The organism is Mycobacterium sp. IS-2888 (genome assembly GCF_001954215.1).
In the GTDB taxonomy this organism is placed as follows: domain Bacteria; phylum Actinomycetota; class Actinomycetes; order Mycobacteriales; family Mycobacteriaceae; genus Mycobacterium.
Window position 1 is genome coordinate 32,565 of sequence record NZ_MBET01000104.1, and the last position, 22,312, is coordinate 54,876.

Sequence of the window (22,312 nt, forward strand, 5' to 3'; positions counted from 1 at the left end):
GGCGGTATCTGTGCCTGGGGTTATCGCGCTGGAATCCGTCGACGCAGGCCTGGTCGCCAGTGGCAGTGATGATGGTGACGCACGGATCGGCGTGTGCTTGTGCTGGTGGAATGCAGAGCGGTGTCAGCGCTATGGCTGTTGCCGCCGACACGCCCATTAGTGCCCTCTTCACCCTGACCCCTTAATGGCCGCAGTGTCGTTGGCACTCACGGTCCCCCAAAATTGTTGCCGTCGTGTTCCAAAAGCCAACGAGTTTGTTACAGATTGCTCTCATTTGCTCGCGCGAAGGTGCATCGTTCGAAAACTCGTTGGCGACACCGCTAGGCCCAAAACCTGCCTTGGGCGTTCAAACCTTTTGTACGGCAGCATTTTTCGGTCTGATGATCGCGGAGAATGGCGACGACCCGTATCCGGGAGCGGACTCGTCAGTCCGTGCGATCGGACAACTGTTCGCGCAGTCGGCGATTCACCGGTTCGGGTAGTAGCTCCGTCACGTCACCGCCCAGCGTCGCGACCTCTTTGGCCAGCGACGACGACACGAACGAATACCGCGGGGCGGTCGCGACGAAGAAAGTGTCGACGCCGGCGATGTGCTTGTTCATCTGCGCCATCTGCAGCTCGTACTCGAAGTCGGTGCCGGTGCGCAGGCCCTTCACGATGGCCGTCATCCCCCGCGACCTGACGAAGTCGACGACGAGACCCTGCCCGACCTCCACCCGCAGGTTCGGCAGGTGGGTGGTGGATTCTTCGATCATCGCGATCCGCTCATCGATGTCGAACATGCCCTTCTTGGCGGGGTTGGTCAGGATCGCCACGACGACTTCGTCGAACTGGGCGGAGGCGCGCTCGAAAACGTCGATGTGGCCCAACGTCACCGGGTCAAACGACCCCGGGCATACCGCGCCGCTCATGCTCCGCGCCAGCGACGATGCAGAACGAAGCGATGGGGAGGAGCGGCGCGCATGACCACTGACGCTACACGCTGTCTCACAGCCGTTCGGCCAGCTCCAACCGGGTGTCGCCATAAACGCGCGACGGCCACGACGACCAGCCGGCCGGCCAGTTCAGCGTTGGGGCGCCCGCGGGACGCTCGACCACCGCGACGGTTCCGTCGCGCACCCAGCCGTGCGCGGTCAGCGCGGCCAGGACCGCCTCGATTTCGGCGGCGTCGATGTCGTAGGGCGGGTCCGCGAGCACCAGGTCCACCGGCGACGGCCCGCCGGCCGCCAATACCGTCGCCACCGGGCCGCGGCGCAGCGTCGCCCCGGTAAGGCCCAGCGCGTCGATGTTGCGCGCGATGACGGCGGCGCTACGTTGGTCGGACTCCACGAAAAGCGCGGACACCGCACCGCGGGACAGAGCCTCGAGCCCCAGTGCCCCCGAACCGGCGTAGAGGTCCAGGACCGCCAGTCCGCTCAGATCGCGCCGGGCGGTGACGATGTTGAACAGCGACTCCCGGACCCGATCGGTGGTCGGCCGGGTTCCCTTCGGCGGGACCGCAATACGCCGCCCACCGGCGATGCCGCCGATGATCCGTGTCACGCGCCGCGGCTCACAAAAGCGTGGACCAATAGTCCCAGAACCGCGCCAAGATCAGCAGGAACACGGCGGTGAACCAGAGCGCGGCGATCGACCATCGCCACTCGAAGAGCACCCGCAACAACGCGCGGTCCGTGTTCGCCAGCACGGGACGCAGCACGACGGAGAAGACCACCACGAGCAGCGAGACGGTGACCACCCAGACCACCATGCAGTACGGGCACAACGCCCCGATTCGGTACAAGCTCTGGAAGATCAGCCAATGCACGAACACCACACCGACCAGAGTTCCCACCCCCAGCCCGACCCAATACCATTGGGGCAGAGGTATTTTCGCCACAGCGAGCACACCGGTGACCACTACGACGGTGAATCCCACTATGCCCAGCAGCGGGTTGGGGAAGCCCAGCAGGGATGCCTGCGGTGTGACCATCACCGAGCCGCACGAGACGATCGGGTTGAAGTTGCACGACGGCACGTAGGACGGGTTGAGCAGGATTTTGACCTTCTCGACCGTCAGCGTCAGCGACGCGAACAAGCCGATCGCGCCGGCGATCAGCACCCACCATGCGCTGAGCGCGGGTACGGGCGCTACGGGCGGCGATTCCGGCGTCAGGTCGTCCGGTGGCGCGGCGGCTTCTGCTGACACCGCAACCGTCGCTACGCCGCAGGGGCGACGGCGTTGTCGAGCCCCGGCACGTCGCCCACGATGGACTTGATCTTGGCGACGAGTGCATCAGGCGTCGATGGTTCGTAGTTCTCGCCGTTGATCTTGATTGTCGGGGTCGCGGTGATGTTTGCGGCCGCCGCTTCCCCGGTGACCTTGGAGAGGTACTTACCGCTGTTGATGCAGTCCGGGACCTTGCCGACGACGCCGGCTTCGCGGGCGAGTTCGATCAGTTTCGCGTTGTCGGGAAAGCTGCTGCCGCGTTCGTCGGGTTGGACTCGGGTGGTGTACAGCGCGGTATGGAAACGGCGAAACGCGTCCATGGACTCATCGGCGACGCACAACGCCGCCGCGCCCGCCCGCGACGAATAGTTCTGGTTCCTCGAGTTGTCGAGGATGGCAACCATCGAGTAATCGGCCGCGATCGCGCCGGTGTCGATGAGCCTGGACACCGTTGGCCCGTAGGTGCGTTCGAAGTTGCCGCACGCCGGGCACAGGAAGTCCTCGTAGAAGGTGACCACGGCCTTGGGGTTGGACGTCCCCGGCTGGGTCACCAGCTTGCTCGACGTCACCCGCACCGTGTCACCCGCCCCGCTGGCCGCGGCCTTCTTGTCGTGGTGGGTCATCACGATGTAGGACACGATCGCGACCAGCAGGATGACGACGAAGGCGGTGCCGCCGATCTGGAAGAGTCTGCCGGATTTGCCGGTGCCGGACTTCAAGTCGTATCGAGGGGGACGGTTGGGTTTGTCGGCCACTGGTTCGGTGATCCTTCGGTGCGGGCTTGTGCGTGGGTCGGGCGGCGCGCCTCTACATTACCGGCGAGCGATGATCAGGCCCGGCTCAGATGAGCGCGCAGGGCCGAGATCAGTTCGCTGGTGGCCGCGGCGCTGCCGCCGCCGAGCGGGAACAGGCTGGCGAAGCCGTGGGTCAGCGAACCCATGGGCCGCAGGTCCACCGGCGTGCCGGCGGCCCGCAGCGCGGTCGCGTAGCTCTCGCCCTCGTCGCGCAGCGGGTCGAAACCCGCGACCGCGATCAGGGCCGGCGCCAGCCCCGACAGCGACTCGGCCAGTAGTGGGGAAAGCCGCGGATCGGTCCGGTCGAGCGCCGAACGCCGCAGGTATTGCGAGTCGAACCAGTCCATGTCTCGTTTGGTCAGCAGGAAGCCGCGGGCGAACAGGCTCATCGACCGGGTCTGCGCGGTGAAATCGGTCCGGGGGTAGAGCAGCCACTGCAGCACCGGCGCGGGTTCCCCCGCATCGCGCGCCAGCTGGCACACGACGGCGGCGAGGTTGCCGCCGGCGCTGTCGCCGCCCACCGCGACACGCCCGGGAATCGCACCGAGTTCGCCGGCGTGCTCGTATGCCCAGGTGAAGGCGGCGTAGGCGTCCTCCACTGCGGCCGGCGCCACGTGCTCGGGGGCCAGCCGGTAGTCCACCGACAGCACATGGATGCCGGCATCACGGCTGGTCAACCGGCACAGCGCGTCATGGGTGTCCAGGTCACCGATCGTCCAGCCACCGCCGTGATAGAAGACCAGCAACGGCGCCGCCGCACCGTTGGGCGGGCGGTAGTGCCGCGCCGCGATCTCGCCGGCCGGCCCGGGCAGCGTGATGTCGTCCACCTCGACATGAATCTGCGGACCGGAAAATCTGAGCAGGCCCTCGCGCATCTGGGCGCGGGAGGCCGCCGCGTCGTCGTCGACGACCAGGCCGTCGATGCCGACGAGGCGCTGGCCCGTCAGCATCAGCTGCAGCGTGGGATCGAGCGTGTTGCCGTCGATCATGATCGCGCGCCCGCGGACCAGCGCCCGCTGGGCGGCCGTCGGGATCCATGGAATGACCTTGACACCGGCCGTGGTGGCCAGGCCCTGCAGGCGGCTGGTCCATCCGATCGGCGCCTGTCTCGCTCCGAGGTCCAGGTCCCACGCGCCTGGCAGACTCTGTGTCATGGCAGCTCCCTTGGTGACGCTGAATGACGGAAATTCGATCCCCGCCGTCGGGCTCGGAGTCTTCCAGATCCCGCCGGCAGACACCGAGCAGGCGGTGGCTGCCGCCCTGCGCGCCGGTTACCGACATATCGACACCGCCGCGGCCTACCGCAACGAGCGGGAGACCGGACGCGCGGTCGCCGCCTCCGACGTGCCGCGCGACCAACTGTACGTGGTAACCAAATTGGCGAACCCGGACCAGGGCTACGACAACACGCTGCGGGCGTTCGACGCCAGCATGGACCGGCTCGGTCTGGATTATCTCGACCTCTATCTGATCCATTGGCCGCAGCCGGCGCTGAACAAGTTCGTCGACACCTTCAAGGCTTTCGCCCACCTGCACGACCAGGGCCGTATCCGGTCCATCGGAGTCAGCAATTTCGAACCCGAGCACCTCTCGGTTCTCATCGATGCCATTGGCATCGTTCCGGCGGTCAATCAGATCGAACTGCACCCACGATTCACCCAAAAAGAATTGCGCGAGGTGCACGCCCAACGCGGCATCGCAACCGAGGCGTGGGCGCCCCTGGGCCAGGGATCGCTCCTGACGCATCCGATGATCACCGCCGTCGCGGCGGAGTGTGGGCGCACAGCTGCCCAGGTGTTGATTCGCTGGCATATCCAGCTGGGTAATATCGTGATCCCCAAGTCGGTCAACCCCGCACGGATTGCGAGCAACCTCGACGTGTTCGATTTCGAACTGAGCGAAAACGAAATGGCGACGATCTCCTCGCTCGACGACGGAACCCGGCTTGGTCCGAATCCACGAACCTTCAATTTCGCAGGTAGGTGAATGACGTTGACTGGCGAGTCGGGCTCGGCCGGATCCTCAGCCATACCCTCGATAGCTCTCAATGACGAAAACACCATGCCGGTGCTCGGCCTGGGTGTCGCCGATCTCTCCGACGACGAGGCCGAACGCGCGGTGTCGGCGGCGCTGGAACTCGGCTGCCGGCTCATCGACACGGCCTCGGTCTACGGGAACGAAGCCGGGGTCGGGCGCGCGATCGCGGCCTCCGGGATTCCCCGCGCGGAACTGTTCGTCACCACGAAGCTGGCCTGCGCCGACCAGGGGTTCATGAAGGCCCAGGAGGCCTGCAACGCCAGCCTGGAGCGCCTCGGCCTGGACTACGTCGATCTCTACCTGATCCACTGGCCCGTCCCGTCGGCGGGCAACTATGTGAACTCCTTCGGCGGCATGATCCAGTCGCGCGGAGAAGGCCACGCCCGCTCGATCGGTGTCTCCAACTTCACCGAGGAGTACCTGACGACGGTCATCGACCTCGCCTTCTTCACCCCGGTGGTCAACCAGATCGAGCTACACCCGCTGTTCAACCAGGACGAGCTGCGCAAGGCGAACACGCAGCACAACGTCGTCACGCAGTCCTACACGCCGCTGGCTCTGGGCAAGCTGAACGACAACCCGACGGTGGCCTCGGTTGCCGACCAGTACGGGAAGACCGCCGCGCAGGTGCTGTTGCGGTGGAACCTGCAACTGGGCAACGCCGTCGTCTTCCGGTCGGCCGACGCCGAGCACATCGCAGGCAACCTCGACGTGTTCGATTTCGAGTTGGCCGCCGAGCACATGGATGCGATCAGCGGGCTCAATGACGGCACGCGGCTGCGCCCGGACCCGGAGACCTACGAGGGCCCGTAGCTTTTTGTCGCCGACTGTGAATCTGACGACGGCTGGTCGGCGCGTCGCGTAGCGAGATTCACGCTCGGCGACGCGTCGGCTGGTCGGGCGGGTCGGTGATGAGGGCGACGCCGGTCATTGCCTCACGGGTGACGATGGCGACGAGGTCGTCGACGCTCCAGCCCGCGGTGTGGGCCGGCCGACGGGGCAAGACCAGATAGCGGGTCTCCGCGGTGGAGTCCCAGACGCGGATTTCGGTCGACTGGTCCAGGTGCACTCCGAACTCGGCGAGCACCGTGCGAGGCTCGATCACCACGCGGGCCCGGTACTCGGGAGATTTGTACCAGGTCGGTGGAAGGCCCAGGAGCGTCCACGGGTAACACGAGCACAGCGTGCAGACGATCACGTTGTGGACACCGTCCGTGTTTTCCACGACGACGAGTTCGGTTGGGGCGGTTAGGCCGAGTTCTTCCAGGGCGGCGTTGCCGTCCGCCAGGAGGCGCTCCTTGTACTCCGGGTCGCTCCAGGCGCGGGCTACGACTCGCGCACCGTTGAGCGGACCGATGTCATGTTCGAGCATCGCGGCGACCGCGTCGATGGCCGCGGGTGTGATCAGTCCCTTTTCCAGCAGGAGTGATTCGATCGCGCGGGTTCGCAGGGCGGGATCGGATTGATCCGAATATTGTTGGCTGTCTTGATGATTCATGCTGAGTCCAAATAGCTTTCCCACAGTCCGAGCTGGATTTTCAGATTGGGCTCTGCGGTGTCTCCCCACAGCTCGCGACTGTCGAAGCTCACCGTGTAGACGCGTTGCGGGTTCTCGCCCATGCCATGTGCGTCGGTGTCGGGAAACACCGCGGCGGGATGGACGTGGGCGACGACGCCGCGACGACCGCGCACATAACGGGGCAGCCTGGTGTGACCGCGGGGATGAATATTGCGTGCGATGACCTCGTCGCCCACTGCGAACCGGCCCGGATGATCGGCCTCGCGGCGGTTACTCGGTTCACCGCCTCGTGTCGGCGGTCCCGGTGTGCCGGGCGGGTGAACGTCGCCGCTGTCGCCTCGCGGGTCTTCACTGCCGGTGAGCCGCTCGACGCGATCGCGGATCTCGGCCGGGCCCAAGAGACCGCGGTCCACCAGCGCCCCTTCCAGCCCGTCAAGGTGGCGACCGAAGTAACCGTCCTGCAAGTAGCGAAGCGGCGGCAGGCTCTCGATGGCATAGCGCAACACGCCGCCACCGCCGAGGTGGCCCGCGACGAGCAGCGCCATCGTCATGGCCTCCACGCGCCCCTCCCACGGGGCGTGAAATACCGGCTCGTCCAGTGGGCGCGGAATGGGCCCGAAGGATTGCATTCCGCCTTGGTCGTGTTCTCCGTTCACGGACCGATCCCTTTCGTGTCGGCTCGTGAACGCCTGCCGTTCAGTACTTTTGGCGCCAAAAGCCGATATGTCTACATCTGTAGACATATCGACGTTAACACGGTGACATCACGTTGTCTACAGTCGTAGACACGCTCGGAGGAAATGGTGGGGAACGTGCGGGTGTTCAGCCTGCCGGGCAGGTCGCCGCGGCCCGGCGTAGCACGTCGGTCGAGGGCTGATCGACGGGCAACTGGTAACCGCGCAGCACGGCGATGAACTGCATGGCGTACTGGCACGCGAAGGCGGCGTTCGGGGGCATCCACTGGGCCGGCGGCGAATCGCCCTTGTCCTGGTTGGCCTGCCCCTCGACGGCCAGCAGGTTGGCCGGATCGTTGGCGAAGCGCCGGCGTTCGGGCTCGGGCCACGCGTAGGCCCCCATGTCCCAGGCATAGGCGAGCGGGACGATGTGGTCGATCTGCACCGATTCGCCGACCTTGGCGCCGCGCTGGAACGCGACGGTGGTGTTGGTGTACGGGTCGTGCAGGGTCCCGCTGGCCACCGCGTTCGGGCAGCGCTTGACCGACACGTACGTCTTGTCGACGAGATCGCGGTCGAGGATGTCGTCACGGGTGTCACATCCGTTGTGGCCCAACGGGGCATCGTTGTCGTCGTCCCACGCGTCGCCGTAGGCGGCCCTGCGGTAGTCGTAGCGGTGGATCCGCTGCGGCAGCACGGTGATGCCCGCCAGCACGTCGGCGCCGGGCTGCACCGTCGGGACGTCCGCGCGGGCGGCGACTTCGGCGCGCTTGGCCGCCGACGAGCCCAGCGTCTGGTAGGCGACCAGAACCGCGAGCACCGCCGCGAGCGACAACCACAGCAGCACTTTGCGATTCACGACTTGTCCAGGTATTCGATCCGGTCGGTGTCGGTGAACCGCGCCGCCAGCAGCTCCAGCCCGGGATGCGGGTCCCCGTCCTCGTAGGCGCGCGCGCAGAAGTCCCGCGCGGCCTCGATATAGTCCAGGTGGTCGGCCAGCGACAGCAACCGCAGCCCGATCGCCTTGCCGGACTGGTTGCGGCCCAGCACATCTCCTTCGCGGCGTTCCTTGAGATCGAGGTCGGCAAGGGCGAACCCGTCCATGGTCGCGGCCACGGCGGACAACCGGTGACCGGCCGGCGATCGCGGCGAGGCCCAGCTGGCGAACAGGCACAGGCTCGGATGCTCGCCGCGGCCGATACGGCCCCGCAGCTGATGCAACTGGCTGATTCCGAACCGGTCGGCGTCCATGACCAACATGACCGTGGCGTTGGGGACGTCCACACCCACCTCGATGACGGTGGTGCACACCAACACATCGATCTCGCCGGCGCGAAAGGCGGCCATCGCAGCGTCCTTCTCCTCGGCCGACAGCCGCCCGTGCATGAGCCCGAGCCGCAGGTTCGCCAGCTCGCCGTAACGCAGTCGGGCGTAAAGGCCTTCGGCGGTTTCCGGCGGTCGGGCGTTCTGCTCCTCCTGCTTTCCCTTCTGCGGGTCGCCTTTCGGTGGCTCGTCCGACTCGTCGATCCGGGGCGCCACCACATAAGCCTGGCGGCCGGCGGCGACCTCTTCGATGATGCGCTGCCAGGCACGGCCGAGCCATGCGGGCTTGTCGTTGATGAAGATGACGTTGCTGGTGATGGGCTGGCGCCCGCGCGGAAGTTCGCGCAGCGTCGAGGTCTCCAGGTCCCCGTAGACGGTGAGCGCGACGGTGCGCGGAATCGGCGTGGCCGTCATCACCAACAGGTGCGGCGTGATGCCGGCACGAGCCTTGGCGCGCAACTGATCTCGTTGCTCCACCCCGAACCTGTGCTGCTCGTCGACTACCACCATGCCCAGGTTGTGGAAGTCCACCGCATCCTGCAGCAGCGCGTGGGTGCCGACGACGATGCCGACCTGACCGCTGGCGATCTCGTCGCGGACCTGCTGCTTGTGCGCCGCGGTCATCGAGCCGGTGAGCAGCGCCACGGAGGTCGCGTTCTCGGCCCCGCCCAGTTGGCCCCCCATCGCCAGGGGCCCGAGGACGTCGCGGATCGACCGGAGATGTTGTGCGGCAAGCACTTCCGTCGGTGCCAGCAGCGCACACTGGTAACCGGCGTCGACCATCTGCAGCATCGCCAGCACCGCGACAATCGTCTTGCCCGAGCCCACCTCGCCCTGCAGTAGGCGGTTGGGCGGGCGGGTCGCGGCCAGCCCGTCGGACAACACCGCGAGCACCTCGCGCTGTCCCGCCGTCAGCTCGAAGGGCAACCGCTGCAGCAACTCCGCCGCCAGGCCGTCCGGGCGCGGCGCGGCCGGGGGGCCCGACGCGGAGAGTTCACCGTGGCGGCGGGCGACCAGCGCCCACTGCAGGCCGACGGCCTCGTCGAACGTCAACCGCTGCCGCGCGCGCTCCCGCTCGTCGTCGTTTTCGGAGACATGGATGGCGCGCAGCGCCTGGTCCTCGGAGATCAGGCCGAACCGGTCACGCAAGTCGGCGGGCAGCGGATCGGGCACGGGATCCAGGACGTCGAGCACCTGGCGGACGCAGGCGAAGATGTCCCAGCTCTGCAGCTTCGCGCTGGCCGGGTAGATCGCAAAGAAGCGGCGCTGGTACACCTCCACCACTTCTTCGCCGCTGGCGACGTGCGACGCGTTGGCGATGGTCTTCAGCGACTTCGTGCCGCGGTTGCGGCCGTCCGGCGAGTCGAGGATCAGGAACGCGGGATGCGTGAGCTGCATGACGTTCCGGAAAAACCCGACTTCCCCGGAGAGCATCACCTTCGTGTCTTTGGTGAGGTCCTTCTTGATGTAGTTCGCGTTGAAGAATGTGGCGGTCACCCTGCCGCGTCCGGAGCCGACGGTGATGCGGTGACACAGCTTCTTCCGGTTCTTCTTCATCGGGAACGTCTCGGTGGCGGTGATCGTGTCGACGATCGTGATGTGCTCGCCGGTTTCCGGCCGCTCGTCCTCCGCGCCGCGCACGGCGGCGCCCTCGGTGTAGGCGCGCGGGTAGTGGCGCAGCAGGTCGTCGACGGTCCGGATGCCGAAGACGTCGTCCAGGTCGCCGGCGGCCTTGGCGCCCACGATGTAGTCCAGCCGGTCACCCAGTGACACCACGGCTACTCGACCCCGATCAGCAGGGCGTCGCCGCGGTGGCCGGTGGGGTAGATCACCAGCTCGGTACCCGGATGGTGGTCGTGCACATGCTGTTGCAGGATGTCGCCGATCGCGGTCTCGGCACCGGCCGTCTCGACGCCGGCCCCGACCAGCACCGTCACCAGGTCGCCGCCCGACGCCAGCAGCAGATCGAGCAGGCCGATCGCCGCCCCGGCCGCATCGGCCGCCACGATCAGCACCTCGTCGCCCGCGATGCCCAGGCCGTCACCGGGCTGGCAGCGACCCGCCCAGGTCAGCGCGCTTTCGGTCGCGATGCGCACGGATCCGTGCCGGGCGGCTCCGGCGGCGCGGGCCATGGTGTAGCCGTCGTCGACGGCCTGGCGGTCGGTTTCGTGCACGGCCAGCGCGGCCAGCCCCTGCACCATCGAGCCGGTCGGTATCGGCACCACGTCGATGCCCCACCCGATGGCGGTGGTGCAGCCGGCGACCAGCTCCTCAGCGGCCACATAACCGTTGGGCAGCACCATCACCTGTGCGGCGCCGGTGTCGACCAGGGCACGCACCAGCTGGTGGGCGCTGATACCCGTGGCCGGGTCGCCCGCCTCGCGATCCGGTTGCAGCACGCAGGCGCCCTCACTGGCGAACAGCTCGGCGGCGCCGTCGCCGTCGACCACGGCCAACACCGCCCGCTCCCGCGTCCAGCTGCCCGCCGGCAGCCCGGTGACGCCGGAGCTCAGCGCCGAGACCACGATCCGGCTCGGCCGCCCGCGCGCCAGGCCCGCTTCCACCGCGGCGCCGGCGTCGTCGGTGTGCACATGCACCGAGTAGGTGCCCTGCGCGGTCGCGGGCGCGATGGCCACGGAATCACCCAATTCCGACAGCCGGTCCCGCAGCGCGTCGGCCGCCGCGGGATCGCACCCGTCCAGGCGGTACATCACCTCGAACTGCGGCGCGGGGCGTTCGGCGGGGGCCTCCGGCTGCGGCGCGCGGGGCGACAACTCGTACACCGTGCGGGCGGGCGCCTGCCCGATGACGGTGCTGTGCAGCGCGTCCAACAGGACCAGCAGGCCCCGGCCCCCGGCGTCGACCGCCCCGGCGTCGGCGAGGACGTCGAGCTGTTCGGTGGTTTTCTCCAGCGCGACGACGGCCGCGTCGCCGGCCGCGGTGATCGCCGGGGCCAGCCCGTCGTCCGCGCATTCCTCGACGGCCTCGGCCGCGGCCCGCAGGACCGAGACGATGGTTCCCGGGACCTCCTGCCCGCCCATCGAGGCGATGACCAGATCGACGCCGCGTTGCAGCGCGCCGGCCAGGGTCGCGGCGTCCATTTCGGGCAATTCACCGCCGCGGTCGGCGGCCGCGCCGGCGGTGACATCGGCGATACCGCGCAGGATCTGGGACAGGATCACGCCGGAATTGCCGCGGGCCCCGTTCAGCGCCCCGGCCGACAGGGCGCCTGCGACGCGGGCGACGCATCCGGAGCCGCCGTCGGCGCGCGCGTTGGCCTCGGCCAGGGCGGAACGCATGGTGAACAGCATGTTGGCGCCGGTATCGGAATCGGCGACGGGGAACACGTTGAGCCGGTTGATCTCGTCGATGTGAGTGATCAGGTCGCTGACGGCGGTGTGCGCCCAGTCGCGCAGGGCCACCGCGTCCAGCAAACGATCCTGCGACGACGTGCTCAGGTGACCCACCTCCTCAGCGCTTCATTCGGGTAAACCGGCATATTGAGCCTAGCCAGCGCGGACGACGGCGCCGGTCGTTGCCGCCGGTGGACTGTTGACCGTTTTGGTGGTTGCCCGCAGCAGTCGGTATTCTGGGCTGGCCCGGGTCAGCCTGGGCCGTCCCGGCTCGTCGAGATCCATCCTTTGCCGGGCCCCCGAATTTTGAGGAGCTTGAAGAATGGCCGCTGTGTGCGATATCTGCGGGAAAGGCCCCGGCTTCGGTAAGTCGGTGTCGCACTCCCACCGCCGCACCAGCCGCCGGTGGGACCCCAACGTCCAGACCGTGCACGTCGTGGCGCGTCCCGGCGGCAACAAGCAGCGGATCAACGCCTGCACGTCCTGCATCAAGGCCGGCAAGGTCGTCCGCGGCTAGCTGCGGACAACGATGACGCTCTTGCCGGGCCGCCGGCCCGGGCGCTGACCGCTTTCGAACGCTTCCCGACCCTGCTCGAGTGGGAATGTCGCCGCGATTTCGACGCGCAGCCGGCCGCTGTCGACGAGGGCCGCGAGCTCACCGAGCTGGTCTCGATTGGGCTCGACGATGAAGAACGTCGCCGTGATCCCGTATTCGTCGGCTTTGCCCGCGGGCGGCGGCGCCGACAGGGTGATCAGCCGCCCGCCCCGGCGCACCACCGAAAAGGATCGGTCGAGCGTCTCGCCGCCGACGGTGTCGATGACGACGTCGTAGGTATCACCGGTTTCCTCGAACCGTTGCGTTCGAACGTCGATCACCCGCTGCGCGCCGAAGCCGCGCAGCAGTTCGCCCGCGTCGCTGCGCACGGTGGCTGTGAGCTCCGCGCCGAGGATCGCGGCCAGTTGCACCGTCAGGGCACCGACCCCGCCCGCGCCGCCGTGCACCAACACGGCCTCCCCCGGTTGCACCGCGGCCTGGTCGACCAACGCCTGCAGGGCGGTGAGCCCGGCCAGCGGCAACGCGGCGGCGACCACATGTGAGACCGCCGACGGCTTGGCCGCCAGCTCGGCCGCCGGGACGGCAACGAAATCCGCTGCCCCGCCGTCACGGTCGAATCCGATCAACCCGTACACCTCGTCGCCGGCCGCGAAATCTCCGACGCCCGTGCCGATATCGGAGACGACGCCGGATACCTCGTGCGATGGGATCACCGGAGTGCGGCTGACGCCGTCGCGGGTCCACGTTTCGTCCCACGTCAATTCGTCGAACGTGATGGCCGCGGCGTGCACCGCCACGACGACTTCGCCGGCGCCCGCCACCGGCGCCGGGGCGCGCTCGACGACGAGTACCTCCGGTCCGCCCCTGCGGTGCGCCCGCAGCGCCGTCATCTCGGTCACGGCAGCCGCCAATCGACGGGCTCGGCGCCCATGCCGACGAGCAGCTCGTTGGCGCGGCTGAACGGCCGCGAGCCGAAGAAGCCGCGCGACGCCGACAGCGGCGACGGGTGCGGCGACTCGATCGCCACGCAATCCCCTTCGGCCAGAATGGGTTTGAGCGTCGACGCGTCGCGGCCCCACAGGATGGCCACCAGCGGCCGGGACCGCTCCACCAGGGCGCGAATCGCGCATTCGGTCACCGCTTCCCAGCCCTTGCCCCGATGCGACGCCGGGTTGTTGGGGCGCACCGTCAGCACCCTGTTCAACAGCAGGACCCCGCGCTGCGCCCACGGCGTCAGGTCGCCGGACGAGGGCTGGGGATGGCCCAGGTCGGCGCTGTACTCGTCGAAGATGTTGGCCAGGCTTCGCGGCAGCGGACGCACTTCGGGGGCCACCGAAAAGCTCAGGCCCACAGCGTGTCCCGGTGTCGGGTAGGGGTCTTGGCCGACGATCAGCACCCGGACGTCGTCGAACGGAAACGTGAAGGCGCGCAACACGTTCGGCCCGGCGGGCAGATACCTGCGCCCCGCGGCGATCTCGGCACGCAGGAATTGGCCCATCTCGGCGACCTGGTCGGTCACTGGCTTGAGCGCGGTCGCCCAGCCCGGCTCGACGAGCTCGCTCAATGGGCGCGCGGTCACCGTAATCCCTGCACCAGCAGCACCACCGTGTCCGCGCCCGCGCGCCGGTCCTTCGCGATGTCCTCGTATTCGGGCGATTGCACAAAAGCGTGGAACGCCGCCTCGTCGGGAAAGGACATCAACACCACCTTCTCGCGATCCCACTGTCCCTCCGCGACCTTCGGCGACTCGTCGGCGGCCAGCAGGGTTCCGGTGTGACGGGCGAAGACCTCCATGAACCTCGCCTGGTAACGGTCGTATACCGCCCGGTCGGTGAATTTCAGCTGGGCGATGGCGTAGACGGTCACGGCGCCACACTAATACGACTGCCATCCCGCGTAGCCGCTCCACTCCGCTCCGTCGACGAGTACGCGGGCCGGCCCGTCGTGCACGCGGCCGACGACGCGCCAGCCGGCCGGCGCCGGACCGGCGAAACAGGCCGCCAGGGCGTGGTCTTCGCCGCCGGCCAGCACCCACGACCACGGGTCGGCGCCCGCGGCGGCGGCGGCCGCGGCCAGCGCGTCGCGGTCCACCGCCAGGGCGGCGGTGGACAGGTCGATCCCCACCCCGGACGCCTCGGCGACGTGGCGCAGGTCGGCCACCAGACCGTCGGAGACGTCGATCATCGCCTCCGCGCCCGCGCTCGCGGCCGTGGCTCCCGCGCCGTACGGCGGCTCGGGCACCAGGTGACGACGCCGAAGCTCGTCGAACCCACCAATACCGTTGTGCCACAGGGCATATCCCGCAGCCGAGCGACCCAACTCGCCGGCGACAGCGAGCACCGAACCGGCGTGGGCCCCGGACCGCAGCACCGGGGCGCGTCCGTCCAGGTCGCCCAGCACGGTCACCGACAACACCCACTGGGGGCAGCTGACCAGGTCGCCGCCGGCGATGCCCGCGCCGATCCGCGCGGCCTCGTCCCACAGCCCGTCGACGAGCGCGTCCACGTCCGCCGCGCGGGTGTCACCGGGGGCGCCGAAGCCGACGACGAACGCCGTGGCCCGCGCACCCATCGCCTCGATGTCGGCGGCGTTCTGCGCGATCGCCTTGCGGCCGACGTCGTGGGGCGTCGACCAGTCCAGCCGAAAGTGGCGGTCCTGCACCAGGACATCGGTCGAGACCAGGGTGCGGCCGTCGCCCGCCGACACCAGCGCCGCGTCATCGCCGGGCCCGAGCAGCACCCCGTCGGGTTGCCGGCGTCCCCGCACCAACCGATCGATGACCGCGAATTCGCCGAGCCGTGCCAGCGTGGGGAACTCCCCCGATGCTCCGAAGTCAGAGTCCACGCACGCCACCTCCTCGGGCCACTCTGGGGTCGCCCCGACCTGCGGTAAGTTGGGTCTTTGCCCGACCGCGCCAGTGTAGGAGACAGGAGGTGCGCGGGCGGTGACGACCGACCCCAGTACCGCGACCGATCTCGGCGGACCTCCGCGCGCCGCGATGATCGCCGCGGTCGCGCTGGCAGTCGCGGCGATCGGCGCGATCCTGGTCATCGCGGCGAACCGCGAGGCGCCACCACAACCCGTCGCCATTCCGGCCGTCCCCGCGCCGCAGGCCGCCAGCGCCGCATGCAAGGCGCTCACGAACGCGCTGCCGCAGCGGCTGGGTAACTATCAGCGCGCGTCGCTCGCGCAGCCGGCGCCGCAGGGCGCGGCCGCTTGGCGGTCAGGACCCGACAGCCCGCCGCTGGTGCTGCGCTGCGGACTCGACCGCCCGGCCGAATTCGTGGTGGGATCCCCGATCCAGGCCGTCGACCGGGTGCAGTGGTTTGAGGTGGGGGCCCAACAGCAATCCGCCGGCCCCCCATCGACCAATGCGGGCAGATCCACCTGGTACACCGTGGACCGGCCGGTGTATGTCGCGTTGACGCTGCCGTCGGGATCGGGGCCGACACCCATCCAGCAGCTCTCCGAGATCATCGACCGCACCATCGCGGCGGTGCCCATCGACCCGGCCCGGCCGGATTAGCGGGCCCGTTAGCGCAGACCCACGCCCCGCGCCAGCGCGGTCTCCACCATGGTCGCCAGCAGCGTGGGATAGTCGACGCCGCTTGCCGCCCACATCCTCGGGTACATCGAAATCGTGGTGAATCCCGGCATCGTGTTGATCTCGTTGATCACCGGCCCGTCGTCGGTGAGGAAAAAATCGACCCGGGCCAGGCCCTGGCAGTCAATGGCCTTGAACGCCCGGATCGCCAATTGGCGTATCGCATCGGCGATCTCGTCGTCGACCTTCGCCGGAACATCCAATTCGGCTGCGTCGTCGAGGTATTTGGTCGCGAAATCGTAGAACGAGTCCTCGCGGCCGCGTACCCCGGCCACCCGGATCTCCCCCAACGTGCTGGCTTCCACTGTGCCGTCGGGCATTTCGAGCACGCCGCACTCCAGCTCACGACCGCTGATCGCCGCCTCCACGATCACCTTCGGATCGTGCCGGCGAGCATTCGCCACCGCGGCCGGCAGCTCGTCCCAACCCGACACCCGGCTGACGCCGATCGAGGAACCGCCGCGCGCGGGTTTGACGAACACCGGCAAACCCAGCCGCTCGCACTCGTCGAGGGGCAGCGCCGCCTGCGCCGGGCGCAGCACTGCATGCGGGCCGACCGGAAGTCCTTCGGCGGTAAGCAGTTTCTTGGTGAATTCCTTGTCCATACCGACCGAACTGGACAGCACGCCGGCGCCGACGTACGGCACCCCGGCCAGTTCGAGCAGCCCCTGGATCGTGCCGTCCTCGCCGTACGGGCCGTGCAGCACCGGAAAGACCACGTCGACCGACGCCAGGACTTCCCCGGCGCTACCCGCACCGGCCTGGAGCGACACCAGCTGGCCGCCGCGCCGCGGATCGGCCGGCAGCGCCAGCTCGGTGCCCGAAGCGGTGGTCACCCCGGGCAGCTGTCGGTCGGTGATCGCCAGCGCGTCCGGGTCGCCGTCGGTGAGCACCCACGAACCCTCCGGGGTGATGCCGATCGCGACCACCTCGAAACGCTGCGGGTCGAGGTTGCGCAGAATGCTGCCGGCGGACACGCACGAGATGGCGTGCTCGTTGCTGCGCCCGCCGAAGACGACGGCGACGCGCACGCGGTCGCTGGCACTCACAACCTGGAGAGGCTACCGGGTGGAGCGCCCTCGGGCCGGGTGCCGGGCCGCTAGCTGGGCTTTCACTCGGGCTTGGTGCTGCGGCCCAGCAGCAGCAGCATCGCCTCCCCCACCGAGAGCCCCTTGTGACATACCCGGTGCACGGCTTCCGTCAGCGGCATCTCGACGTCGTAGCTGGCCGCCAGAGCGAGCACCGCCTCGCACGACGTCACCCCCTCGACGACGTGCCCTTTCCCGGCCTGCATCGCCGATTCCATCGTTCCGCCGCGGCCCAGGCACTCGCCGAACGACCGGTTACGCGAATGCGGCGACGTGCACGTGGCCACCAGGTCGCCCACCCCCGCCAGGCCGGCCAGCGTCGCGCCCTTGGCGCCCAAGGCCATCCCCAGGCGCATGATCTCCGCCAGGCCGCGGGTGATGATCGCCGCCACGGTGTTTTCGCCGAGGCCGACGCCGACCGCCATCCCGCATGCCAGCGCGATGACGTTCTTGCACGCCCCACCTATCTCGGTGCCGACCACATCGCTATTCGTGTACGGGCGGAAGTACCCGCTGTTCAGCATCCGCTGCACGGCGACGGCGCGGCCGGAGTCACTGCACGCGACAACCGTGGCGGCAGGCTGACATTCGGCGATCTCGCTGGCGAGGTTCGGCCCCGAAATCACTCCGACCTGTGCGGGGTCGACGCCCGTCACCGAAACGATGACCTGACTCATCCGCATCAGCGTGCCCAGCTCGATGCCCTTCGCCAGACTGACCAGCGTCGCGCCGTCGGCCAACCAGGGCGCCCACTGCTCGAGGTTGGCCCGCATCGTCTGCGCGGGCACCGCCAGCAGCACCGTCGACGCGCCGGCCAGCGCATCTTTCGCATCGGCGGTCGCGCGGATGCCATCCGGCAGCAACGTGCCGGGCAGATAGGCGGGGTTATATCGGGTGGCGTTGACCTGCTCGGCGATGTCGGGTCGCCGGGCCCACAGCGTGACCCGTGCGTCCGGGCCCCCGGCGTCCACCAGCACCTTGGCCAGCGCGGTGCCCCACGCACCGGCGCCCATCACCGCAACGGCGCCCCCCGAGCCGGGCATCGTGCTGGCCATTTACCACCCCGTCTGTCCTCGAGACCGTGTACCGCGCCGCCTTCTTATCGCGCGGCCGGCGCTTCAGATTAGCCCGAGGCGGCGTTGCGGGAATCGGCGCTGGCAGGATGGCCTCATGAGCGGCACACGCGCCGACGGTGCGGGCGACGGGGCAGCTGACGTTGCCCTGATCATCGCCGTCAAGCGGTTGGCCGCCGCCAAGACCAGGCTGGCCCCGGTGTTCTCGGCGCAAACCCGCGAGAGCGTGGTGCTCGCCATGTTGGTCGACACCCTGACCGCCGCGGCCGGCGTCGCATCGGTCGGCTCGATCACCGTCATCACACCCGACGACGCCGCGGCGGCCGCGGCGGCCGACCTCGGGGCGAACGTGCTGGCCGATCCGACCCCGGAGGGCCATCGCGACCCGCTGAACAACGCAATCGGCGCCGCCGAACGCGCGGTGGCCCGGTCGTTCTCGAATGTCGTTGTGCTGCAAGGCGATTTGCCGGCGCTGCAGACACAAGAACTGGCGGAGGCGATCGCCGCCGCCCGGCAACATCGGCGCAGCTTCGTCGCAGACCGGCTGGCGACCGGGACCGCGGCGCTGTGCGCGTTCGGTTCCTTTCTCGAGCCGCAGTTCGGGCCGGATTCCTGCGCGCGGCACCGCCGTTCGGGTGCGATCGAGCTGACCGGCGCGTGGCCCGGCCTGCGCTGCGACGTCGACACACCCGCCGACCTGGCGGCCGCGCGCCAGCTGGGCGTCGGCGCGGCGACAGCACGTGCCGTCGCGCGGCACTGAGAGATCTAGGCCGATCCGGTCCCCGGCAGCAAACCTGTCCGGGGGATGAACGACGCGCCAACGACGGATGGATGTCTGTCGGGCGCTAGCAGCACCAGCGGGTGATGCGGGATGATCGCATGGTGACCGAAACCGAAGCCGAGGCGCGCCTCGCAGAAACGGCATGGCAACCGGATGGTCCGGCGCTGGCCGCACCGCCGGCCGCGACCCCCGCCGCGATCAGCGATGCACTGCCGGAAGACCGTTACCTCAACCGGGAACTGAGCTGGCTGGACTTCAACGCGCGCGTGCTAGCGCTGGCCGACGACAACTCGCTGCCGCTGCTGGAGCGGGCAAAGTTTCTGGCGATCTTCGCTTCCAATCTCGACGAGTTCTACATGGTTCGGGTCGCCGGACTGAAGCGCCGCGACGAGATGGGTCTGTCGGTCCGCTCCGCCGACGGTCTGACACCGCGTGAGCAATTGGCCCGCATCGGCGAGCAGACGCAGCGGATCGCGACGCGGCACGCCCGCGTGTTTCTCGATTCGGTGCGGCCGGCCCTGGCCGAGGAAGGCATTCACATCGTCACGTGGGCCGATCTGGATCAGGCCGAGCGCGACGAACTGTCGACCTATTTCAACGAGCAGGTTTTCCCCGTCCTCACACCGTTGGCAGTCGATCCCGCCCACCCGTTCCCGTTTGTGAGCGGACTGAGCCTGAATCTAGCGGTCACGGTGAAGCAACCCGAAGACGGCGGCCAGCACTTCGCGCGAGTCAAGGTGCCCGACAACGTCGATCGCTTCGTCGAACTCGGCAGCCGCGAACCGGCCCGCGAAGGCTCCGGCGAAGCGCGCACCATAATCCGGTACCTGCCGATGGAAGAGCTGATCGCGGCCTTCCTTCCGGTGCTGTTCCCGGGTATGGACGTCGTCGAACATCACGCCTTCCGCATTACTCGCAACGCCGACTTCGAAGTCGAGGAGGACCGCGACGAAGACCTGCTGCAAGCGCTGGAGCGGGAATTGGCGCGACGGAGGTTCGGTTCTCCGGTGCGACTCGAGATCGCCGACGACATGACCGAGGGCATGCTGGAGCTGCTGCTGCGAGAACTCGACGTGAATCCCAGTGACGTCATCGAAGTGCCCGGCCTACTCGATCTTTCGTCGCTGTGGCAGATCTACGGACTGGACCGCCCGGCGCTCAAAGACCCGGCGTTCGTTCCGGCCACCCACCCCGCCTTCGCCGACCGGGAAACCCCCAAGAGCATCTTCGCGACGCTGCGCGAAGGCGATGTGCTGGTGCATCATCCGTACGACTCGTTCTCCACCAGCGTGCAGCGATTCATCGAGCAGGCCGCCGCGGATCCCAATGTGCTGGCGATCAAACAGACGCTGTACCGCACATCGGGTGATTCGCCGATCGTCCGGGCGCTGATCGACGCCGCCGAGGCCGGCAAGCAGGCGGTGGCGCTCGTCGAGATCAAGGCACGCTTCGACGAACAGGCCAACATCCGCTGGGCGCGTGCGCTGGAGCAAGCGGGCGTGCACGTGGTGTACGGGCTCGTCGGCCTCAAGACACATTGCAAAACGTGCCTGGTGGTGCGACGCGAGGGTTCGACGATCCGGCGGTACTGCCACATCGGGACCGGCAACTACAACAGCAAGACGGCGCGGCTGTATGAGGATGTCGGGCTGCTCACGGCGGCGCCCGATATCGGGGCCGACCTGACCGACCTGTTCAATTCGCTGACCGGCTACTCCCGAAAAGTGTCCTACCGCAACCTGTTGGTGGCGCCGGACGGCATTCGCACCGGCATCATCGAACGCGTCGAGCGTGAGATCGCCGCGCACCGTGAAAACGGCGGGGGGCGGATTCGGCTCAAGATGAACGCCCTCGTCGACGAGCAGGTGATCGACGCGTTGTATCGCGCGTCGCGCGCGGGCGTGCGGGTCGAGGTGGTGGTGCGCGGCATCTGCGCACTGCGCCCCGAAACGGAAGGCTTCTCGGAGAACATTTCGGTCCGCTCGATTCTCGGCCGGTTCCTGGAGCACTCGCGGATCATCCATTTCGATCGCATCGACGAGTACTGGATCGGCAGCGCCGACATGATGCACCGCAACCTCGACCGCCGAGTCGAGGTGCTGGTTCAGGTCAAAGACCCAAGGCTCACCGCATATCTGGACGACTTGTTCGAGTCCGCGCTGGACCCGTCCACCCGGTGCTGGGAGCTCGGGTCCGACGGGCAGTGGACCGCATCGCCACAGGATGGTCACAGCGTGCGCGACCATCAGGTATCGCTGATGGAGCTGCACCGTAGCGCCTGACGGCGTGTGCTACGTTTCGAGGTCACGCCCAAGGCCGGAGCGACTCAGGCCGAATTAACCTGCAGGAGTGAGGTGTCCGACCAGAACTCGTCCTCCGGCCGGCGCTCGGGGAGCCGGCTCGTGTATGCCGCCGGCGCGGTGTTGTGGCGGCCCGGGACTTTCGATTCGGCCAACCCGGAGATCGCCGTCATCCACCGCCCCCGCTATGACGACTGGTCGCTGCCCAAGGGCAAAGTGGACCCCGGCGAGACCGCGCCCGTGGCCGCGGCGCGCGAAGTGATGGAGGAGACCGGGCACCGGTGCGTCCTCGGCAGGCGCCTTCCCACCGTGAGTTATCCGATCGACCAGGGCGTCAAAAAGGTGTACTACTGGGCGGCGCGCGCGTCGGGCGGGGAATTCAGCGCGGGCAGCGAGGTCGACGAGCTGATCTGGCTGCCGGTCCGTGACGCGATGAAGAAACTGGACTACGTACACGATCGAAAAGTATTGCGCCGCTTTGCAAAACAGCCAGCAGATACGAAGACCGTCTTGGTGGTCCGGCACGGCACCGCCGGCCGCAAGTCCCGGTTCTCCGGGGACGACACCAAGCGACCGTTGGACAAGAGGGGACGCGCGCAGGCGGAGGCACTGGTCCCACAGCTGATGGTCTTCGGCGCCACCGACGTCCACGCGGCCGACCGGCTCCGCTGCCACCAGACCGTGGAACCGCTCGCACAGGAACTCGGTGTGACGATCCGCAACGAGCCCACCCTCACCGAAGAGTCATACGCCAAGAACCCCAAACGCGGCCGGCGCCGGGTGATGGATATCGCCGCGCAGGACGGCACCCCGGTGATCTGCACGCAGGGCAAGGTGATTCCGGACTTGATCGCCTGGTGGTGCGAACGCGACGGCGTTCGCCCCGACAAGTCCCGCAACCACAAGGGCAGTACGTGGGTGCTGTCGCTGGCGGCGGGCCGGCTAGTGGCGGCCAACCATATCGGCGGCTCGCTGGCCGCCAACGTGCGGGCCTAAACACG

At 68.4% G+C, this 22,312-nt stretch carries 23 protein-coding genes; 7 read left to right on the forward strand and 16 right to left on the reverse strand.

All coding sequences use genetic code 11. The features are described from left to right. Positions 1–425 precede the first annotated feature (425 nt). The 5 genes from coaD to A5745_RS21250 form a co-directional block, all read right to left on the reverse strand. Complete coding sequence (gene coaD / locus A5745_RS21230; RefSeq protein WP_076063194.1) at positions 426–911, reverse strand: pantetheine-phosphate adenylyltransferase; 486 nt, start codon at positions 909–911, stop codon at positions 426–428. Between the two features lie 76 nt (positions 912–987). After that, entirely contained in the window at positions 988–1,542 is a 555-nt protein-coding gene (gene rsmD, locus A5745_RS21235) for a 16S rRNA (guanine(966)-N(2))-methyltransferase RsmD (RefSeq protein ID WP_076118693.1), read from the reverse strand. 10 nt (positions 1,543–1,552) lie between these two features. Continuing rightward, positions 1,553–2,155 carry a vitamin K epoxide reductase family protein gene (locus A5745_RS21240; RefSeq protein ID WP_139329724.1) on the reverse strand — a complete coding sequence of 201 codons (603 nt, stop codon included), beginning with the start codon at positions 2,153–2,155 and terminating at the stop codon, positions 1,553–1,555. A 44-nt stretch (positions 2,156–2,199) separates the two neighbouring features. Continuing rightward, positions 2,200–2,964, reverse strand: coding sequence for a DsbA family protein (locus tag A5745_RS21245; protein WP_076118697.1), 765 nt, complete (start codon positions 2,962–2,964; stop codon positions 2,200–2,202). A 74-nt stretch (positions 2,965–3,038) separates the two neighbouring features. Continuing rightward, positions 3,039–4,157, reverse strand: a complete 1,119-nt coding sequence (locus tag A5745_RS21250) for an alpha/beta hydrolase (protein ID WP_076118700.1) — start codon at positions 4,155–4,157, stop codon at positions 3,039–3,041. Here A5745_RS21250 and A5745_RS21255 point away from each other — a divergent pair. Then, on the forward strand, positions 4,156–4,989 hold the full coding sequence (locus A5745_RS21255; RefSeq protein WP_076063203.1) for an aldo/keto reductase: 834 nt from the start codon (positions 4,156–4,158) through the stop codon (positions 4,987–4,989). The genes A5745_RS21250 and A5745_RS21255 overlap by 2 nt on opposite strands. A 6-nt stretch (positions 4,990–4,995) precedes the next feature. Next, positions 4,996–5,853, forward strand: coding sequence for an aldo/keto reductase (locus tag A5745_RS21260; protein ID WP_175879862.1), 858 nt, complete (start codon positions 4,996–4,998; stop codon positions 5,851–5,853). A gap of 58 nt (positions 5,854–5,911) precedes the next feature. Here A5745_RS21260 and nthA read toward each other — a convergent pair whose 3' ends face one another. From nthA to A5745_RS21285, 5 genes are all read right to left on the reverse strand, one after another. Continuing rightward, entirely contained in the window at positions 5,912–6,538 is a 627-nt protein-coding gene (gene nthA, locus A5745_RS21265) for a nitrile hydratase subunit alpha (protein ID WP_076118706.1), read from the reverse strand. Further along, on the reverse strand, positions 6,535–7,215 hold the full coding sequence (gene nthB, locus A5745_RS21270; protein ID WP_076118709.1) for a nitrile hydratase subunit beta: 681 nt from the start codon (positions 7,213–7,215) through the stop codon (positions 6,535–6,537). Before nthB ends, nthA begins: the two co-directional genes overlap by 4 nt. A 166-nt stretch (positions 7,216–7,381) precedes the next feature. Next, positions 7,382–8,092, reverse strand: a complete 711-nt coding sequence (locus tag A5745_RS21275; RefSeq protein WP_076063211.1) for an HNH endonuclease family protein — start codon at positions 8,090–8,092, stop codon at positions 7,382–7,384. Continuing rightward, positions 8,089–10,332: an ATP-dependent DNA helicase RecG gene (gene recG / locus A5745_RS21280; RefSeq protein ID WP_076118711.1), complete on the reverse strand. Its 2,244-nt coding sequence runs from the start codon at positions 10,330–10,332 to the stop codon at positions 8,089–8,091. The genes A5745_RS21275 and recG overlap by 4 nt, the downstream gene beginning before the upstream one ends. 2 nt (positions 10,333–10,334) lie before the next feature. Next, a complete protein-coding gene (locus tag A5745_RS21285; protein WP_217695298.1) occupies positions 10,335–11,987 on the reverse strand; it encodes a DAK2 domain-containing protein in 1,653 nt (550 codons plus the stop codon). Between the two features lie 244 nt (positions 11,988–12,231). Here A5745_RS21285 and rpmB point away from each other — a divergent pair, with 244 nt between their 5' ends. Further along, on the forward strand, positions 12,232–12,426 hold the full coding sequence (rpmB, locus tag A5745_RS21290; RefSeq protein WP_076063214.1) for a 50S ribosomal protein L28: 195 nt from the start codon (positions 12,232–12,234) through the stop codon (positions 12,424–12,426). Here the strand turns inward: rpmB and A5745_RS21295 are convergent. The 4 genes from A5745_RS21295 to A5745_RS21310 are packed head-to-tail and all read right to left on the reverse strand — an operon-like array spanning position 12,423 to position 15,309. Next, positions 12,423–13,355 carry an NADP-dependent oxidoreductase gene (locus A5745_RS21295; protein ID WP_076118807.1) on the reverse strand — a complete coding sequence of 311 codons (933 nt, stop codon included), beginning with the start codon at positions 13,353–13,355 and terminating at the stop codon, positions 12,423–12,425. The genes rpmB and A5745_RS21295 overlap by 4 nt on opposite strands. Positions 13,356–13,360: 5 nt before the next feature. Continuing rightward, positions 13,361–14,044 (reverse strand): uracil-DNA glycosylase, encoded by a 684-nt coding sequence (locus tag A5745_RS21300; RefSeq protein WP_076063216.1) that lies wholly within the window; start codon positions 14,042–14,044, stop codon positions 13,361–13,363. Further along, on the reverse strand, positions 14,041–14,331 hold the full coding sequence (locus A5745_RS21305; RefSeq protein WP_076063218.1) for a DUF1330 domain-containing protein: 291 nt from the start codon (positions 14,329–14,331) through the stop codon (positions 14,041–14,043). The genes A5745_RS21300 and A5745_RS21305 overlap by 4 nt, the downstream gene beginning before the upstream one ends. 9 nt (positions 14,332–14,340) lie before the next feature. Continuing rightward, positions 14,341–15,309, reverse strand: coding sequence for a thiamine-phosphate kinase (locus A5745_RS21310; protein WP_076063220.1), 969 nt, complete (start codon positions 15,307–15,309; stop codon positions 14,341–14,343). 154 nt (positions 15,310–15,463) lie between these two features. Here A5745_RS21310 and A5745_RS21315 point away from each other — a divergent pair, with 154 nt between their 5' ends. Then, on the forward strand, positions 15,464–15,991 hold the full coding sequence (locus tag A5745_RS21315; RefSeq protein ID WP_076118809.1) for a DUF3515 domain-containing protein: 528 nt from the start codon (positions 15,464–15,466) through the stop codon (positions 15,989–15,991). Positions 15,992–15,999: 8 nt separating this feature from the next. On the opposite strand, the gene A5745_RS21320 is transcribed toward A5745_RS21315, so the two are convergent. Together A5745_RS21320 and A5745_RS21325 are read right to left on the reverse strand one after the other, a co-directional pair. Continuing rightward, positions 16,000–17,118 carry a D-alanine--D-alanine ligase family protein gene (locus tag A5745_RS21320; protein ID WP_076118714.1) on the reverse strand — a complete coding sequence of 373 codons (1,119 nt, stop codon included), beginning with the start codon at positions 17,116–17,118 and terminating at the stop codon, positions 16,000–16,002. Between the two features lie 62 nt (positions 17,119–17,180). Continuing rightward, complete coding sequence (locus A5745_RS21325; RefSeq protein ID WP_240563096.1) at positions 17,181–18,200, reverse strand: NAD(P)H-dependent glycerol-3-phosphate dehydrogenase; 1,020 nt, start codon at positions 18,198–18,200, stop codon at positions 17,181–17,183. Positions 18,201–18,327: 127 nt separating this feature from the next. Here A5745_RS21325 and cofC point away from each other — a divergent pair, with 127 nt between their 5' ends. From cofC to A5745_RS21340, 3 genes are all read left to right on the forward strand, one after another. Further along, positions 18,328–18,990, forward strand: a complete 663-nt coding sequence (gene cofC, locus A5745_RS21330) for a 2-phospho-L-lactate guanylyltransferase (RefSeq protein WP_076063225.1) — start codon at positions 18,328–18,330, stop codon at positions 18,988–18,990. 101 nt (positions 18,991–19,091) lie between these two features. After that, positions 19,092–21,293, forward strand: a complete 2,202-nt coding sequence (locus A5745_RS21335; RefSeq protein WP_076063227.1) for an RNA degradosome polyphosphate kinase — start codon at positions 19,092–19,094, stop codon at positions 21,291–21,293. Positions 21,294–21,365: 72 nt separating this feature from the next. Further along, entirely contained in the window at positions 21,366–22,307 is a 942-nt protein-coding gene (locus tag A5745_RS21340) for an NUDIX hydrolase (RefSeq protein ID WP_076063367.1), read from the forward strand. Positions 22,308–22,312 lie beyond the last annotated feature (5 nt).

What these genes read in the sequence shown, in the direction of transcription:
- coaD (WP_076063194.1), bottom strand. Translation starts at nt 911, where the DNA reads ATGAGCGGCGCGGTATGCCCGGGGTCGTTTGACCCGGTGACGTTGGGC.
- A5745_RS21255 (WP_076063203.1), top strand. Translation starts at nt 4,156, where the DNA reads ATGGCAGCTCCCTTGGTGACGCTGAATGACGGAAATTCGATCCCCGCC.
- A5745_RS21250 (WP_076118700.1), bottom strand. Translation starts at nt 4,157, where the DNA reads ATGACACAGAGTCTGCCAGGCGCGTGGGACCTGGACCTCGGAGCGAGA.
- nthA (WP_076118706.1), bottom strand. Translation starts at nt 6,538, where the DNA reads ATGAATCATCAAGACAGCCAACAATATTCGGATCAATCCGATCCCGCC.
- rpmB (WP_076063214.1), top strand. Translation starts at nt 12,232, where the DNA reads ATGGCCGCTGTGTGCGATATCTGCGGGAAAGGCCCCGGCTTCGGTAAG.
- A5745_RS21295 (WP_076118807.1), bottom strand. Translation starts at nt 13,355, where the DNA reads ATGACGGCGCTGCGGGCGCACCGCAGGGGCGGACCGGAGGTACTCGTC.
- A5745_RS21315 (WP_076118809.1), top strand. Translation starts at nt 15,464, where the DNA reads ATGATCGCCGCGGTCGCGCTGGCAGTCGCGGCGATCGGCGCGATCCTG.
- A5745_RS21325 (WP_240563096.1), bottom strand. Translation starts at nt 18,200, where the DNA reads ATGCCCGGCTCGGGGGGCGCCGTTGCGGTGATGGGCGCCGGTGCGTGG.
- cofC (WP_076063225.1), top strand. Translation starts at nt 18,328, where the DNA reads ATGAGCGGCACACGCGCCGACGGTGCGGGCGACGGGGCAGCTGACGTT.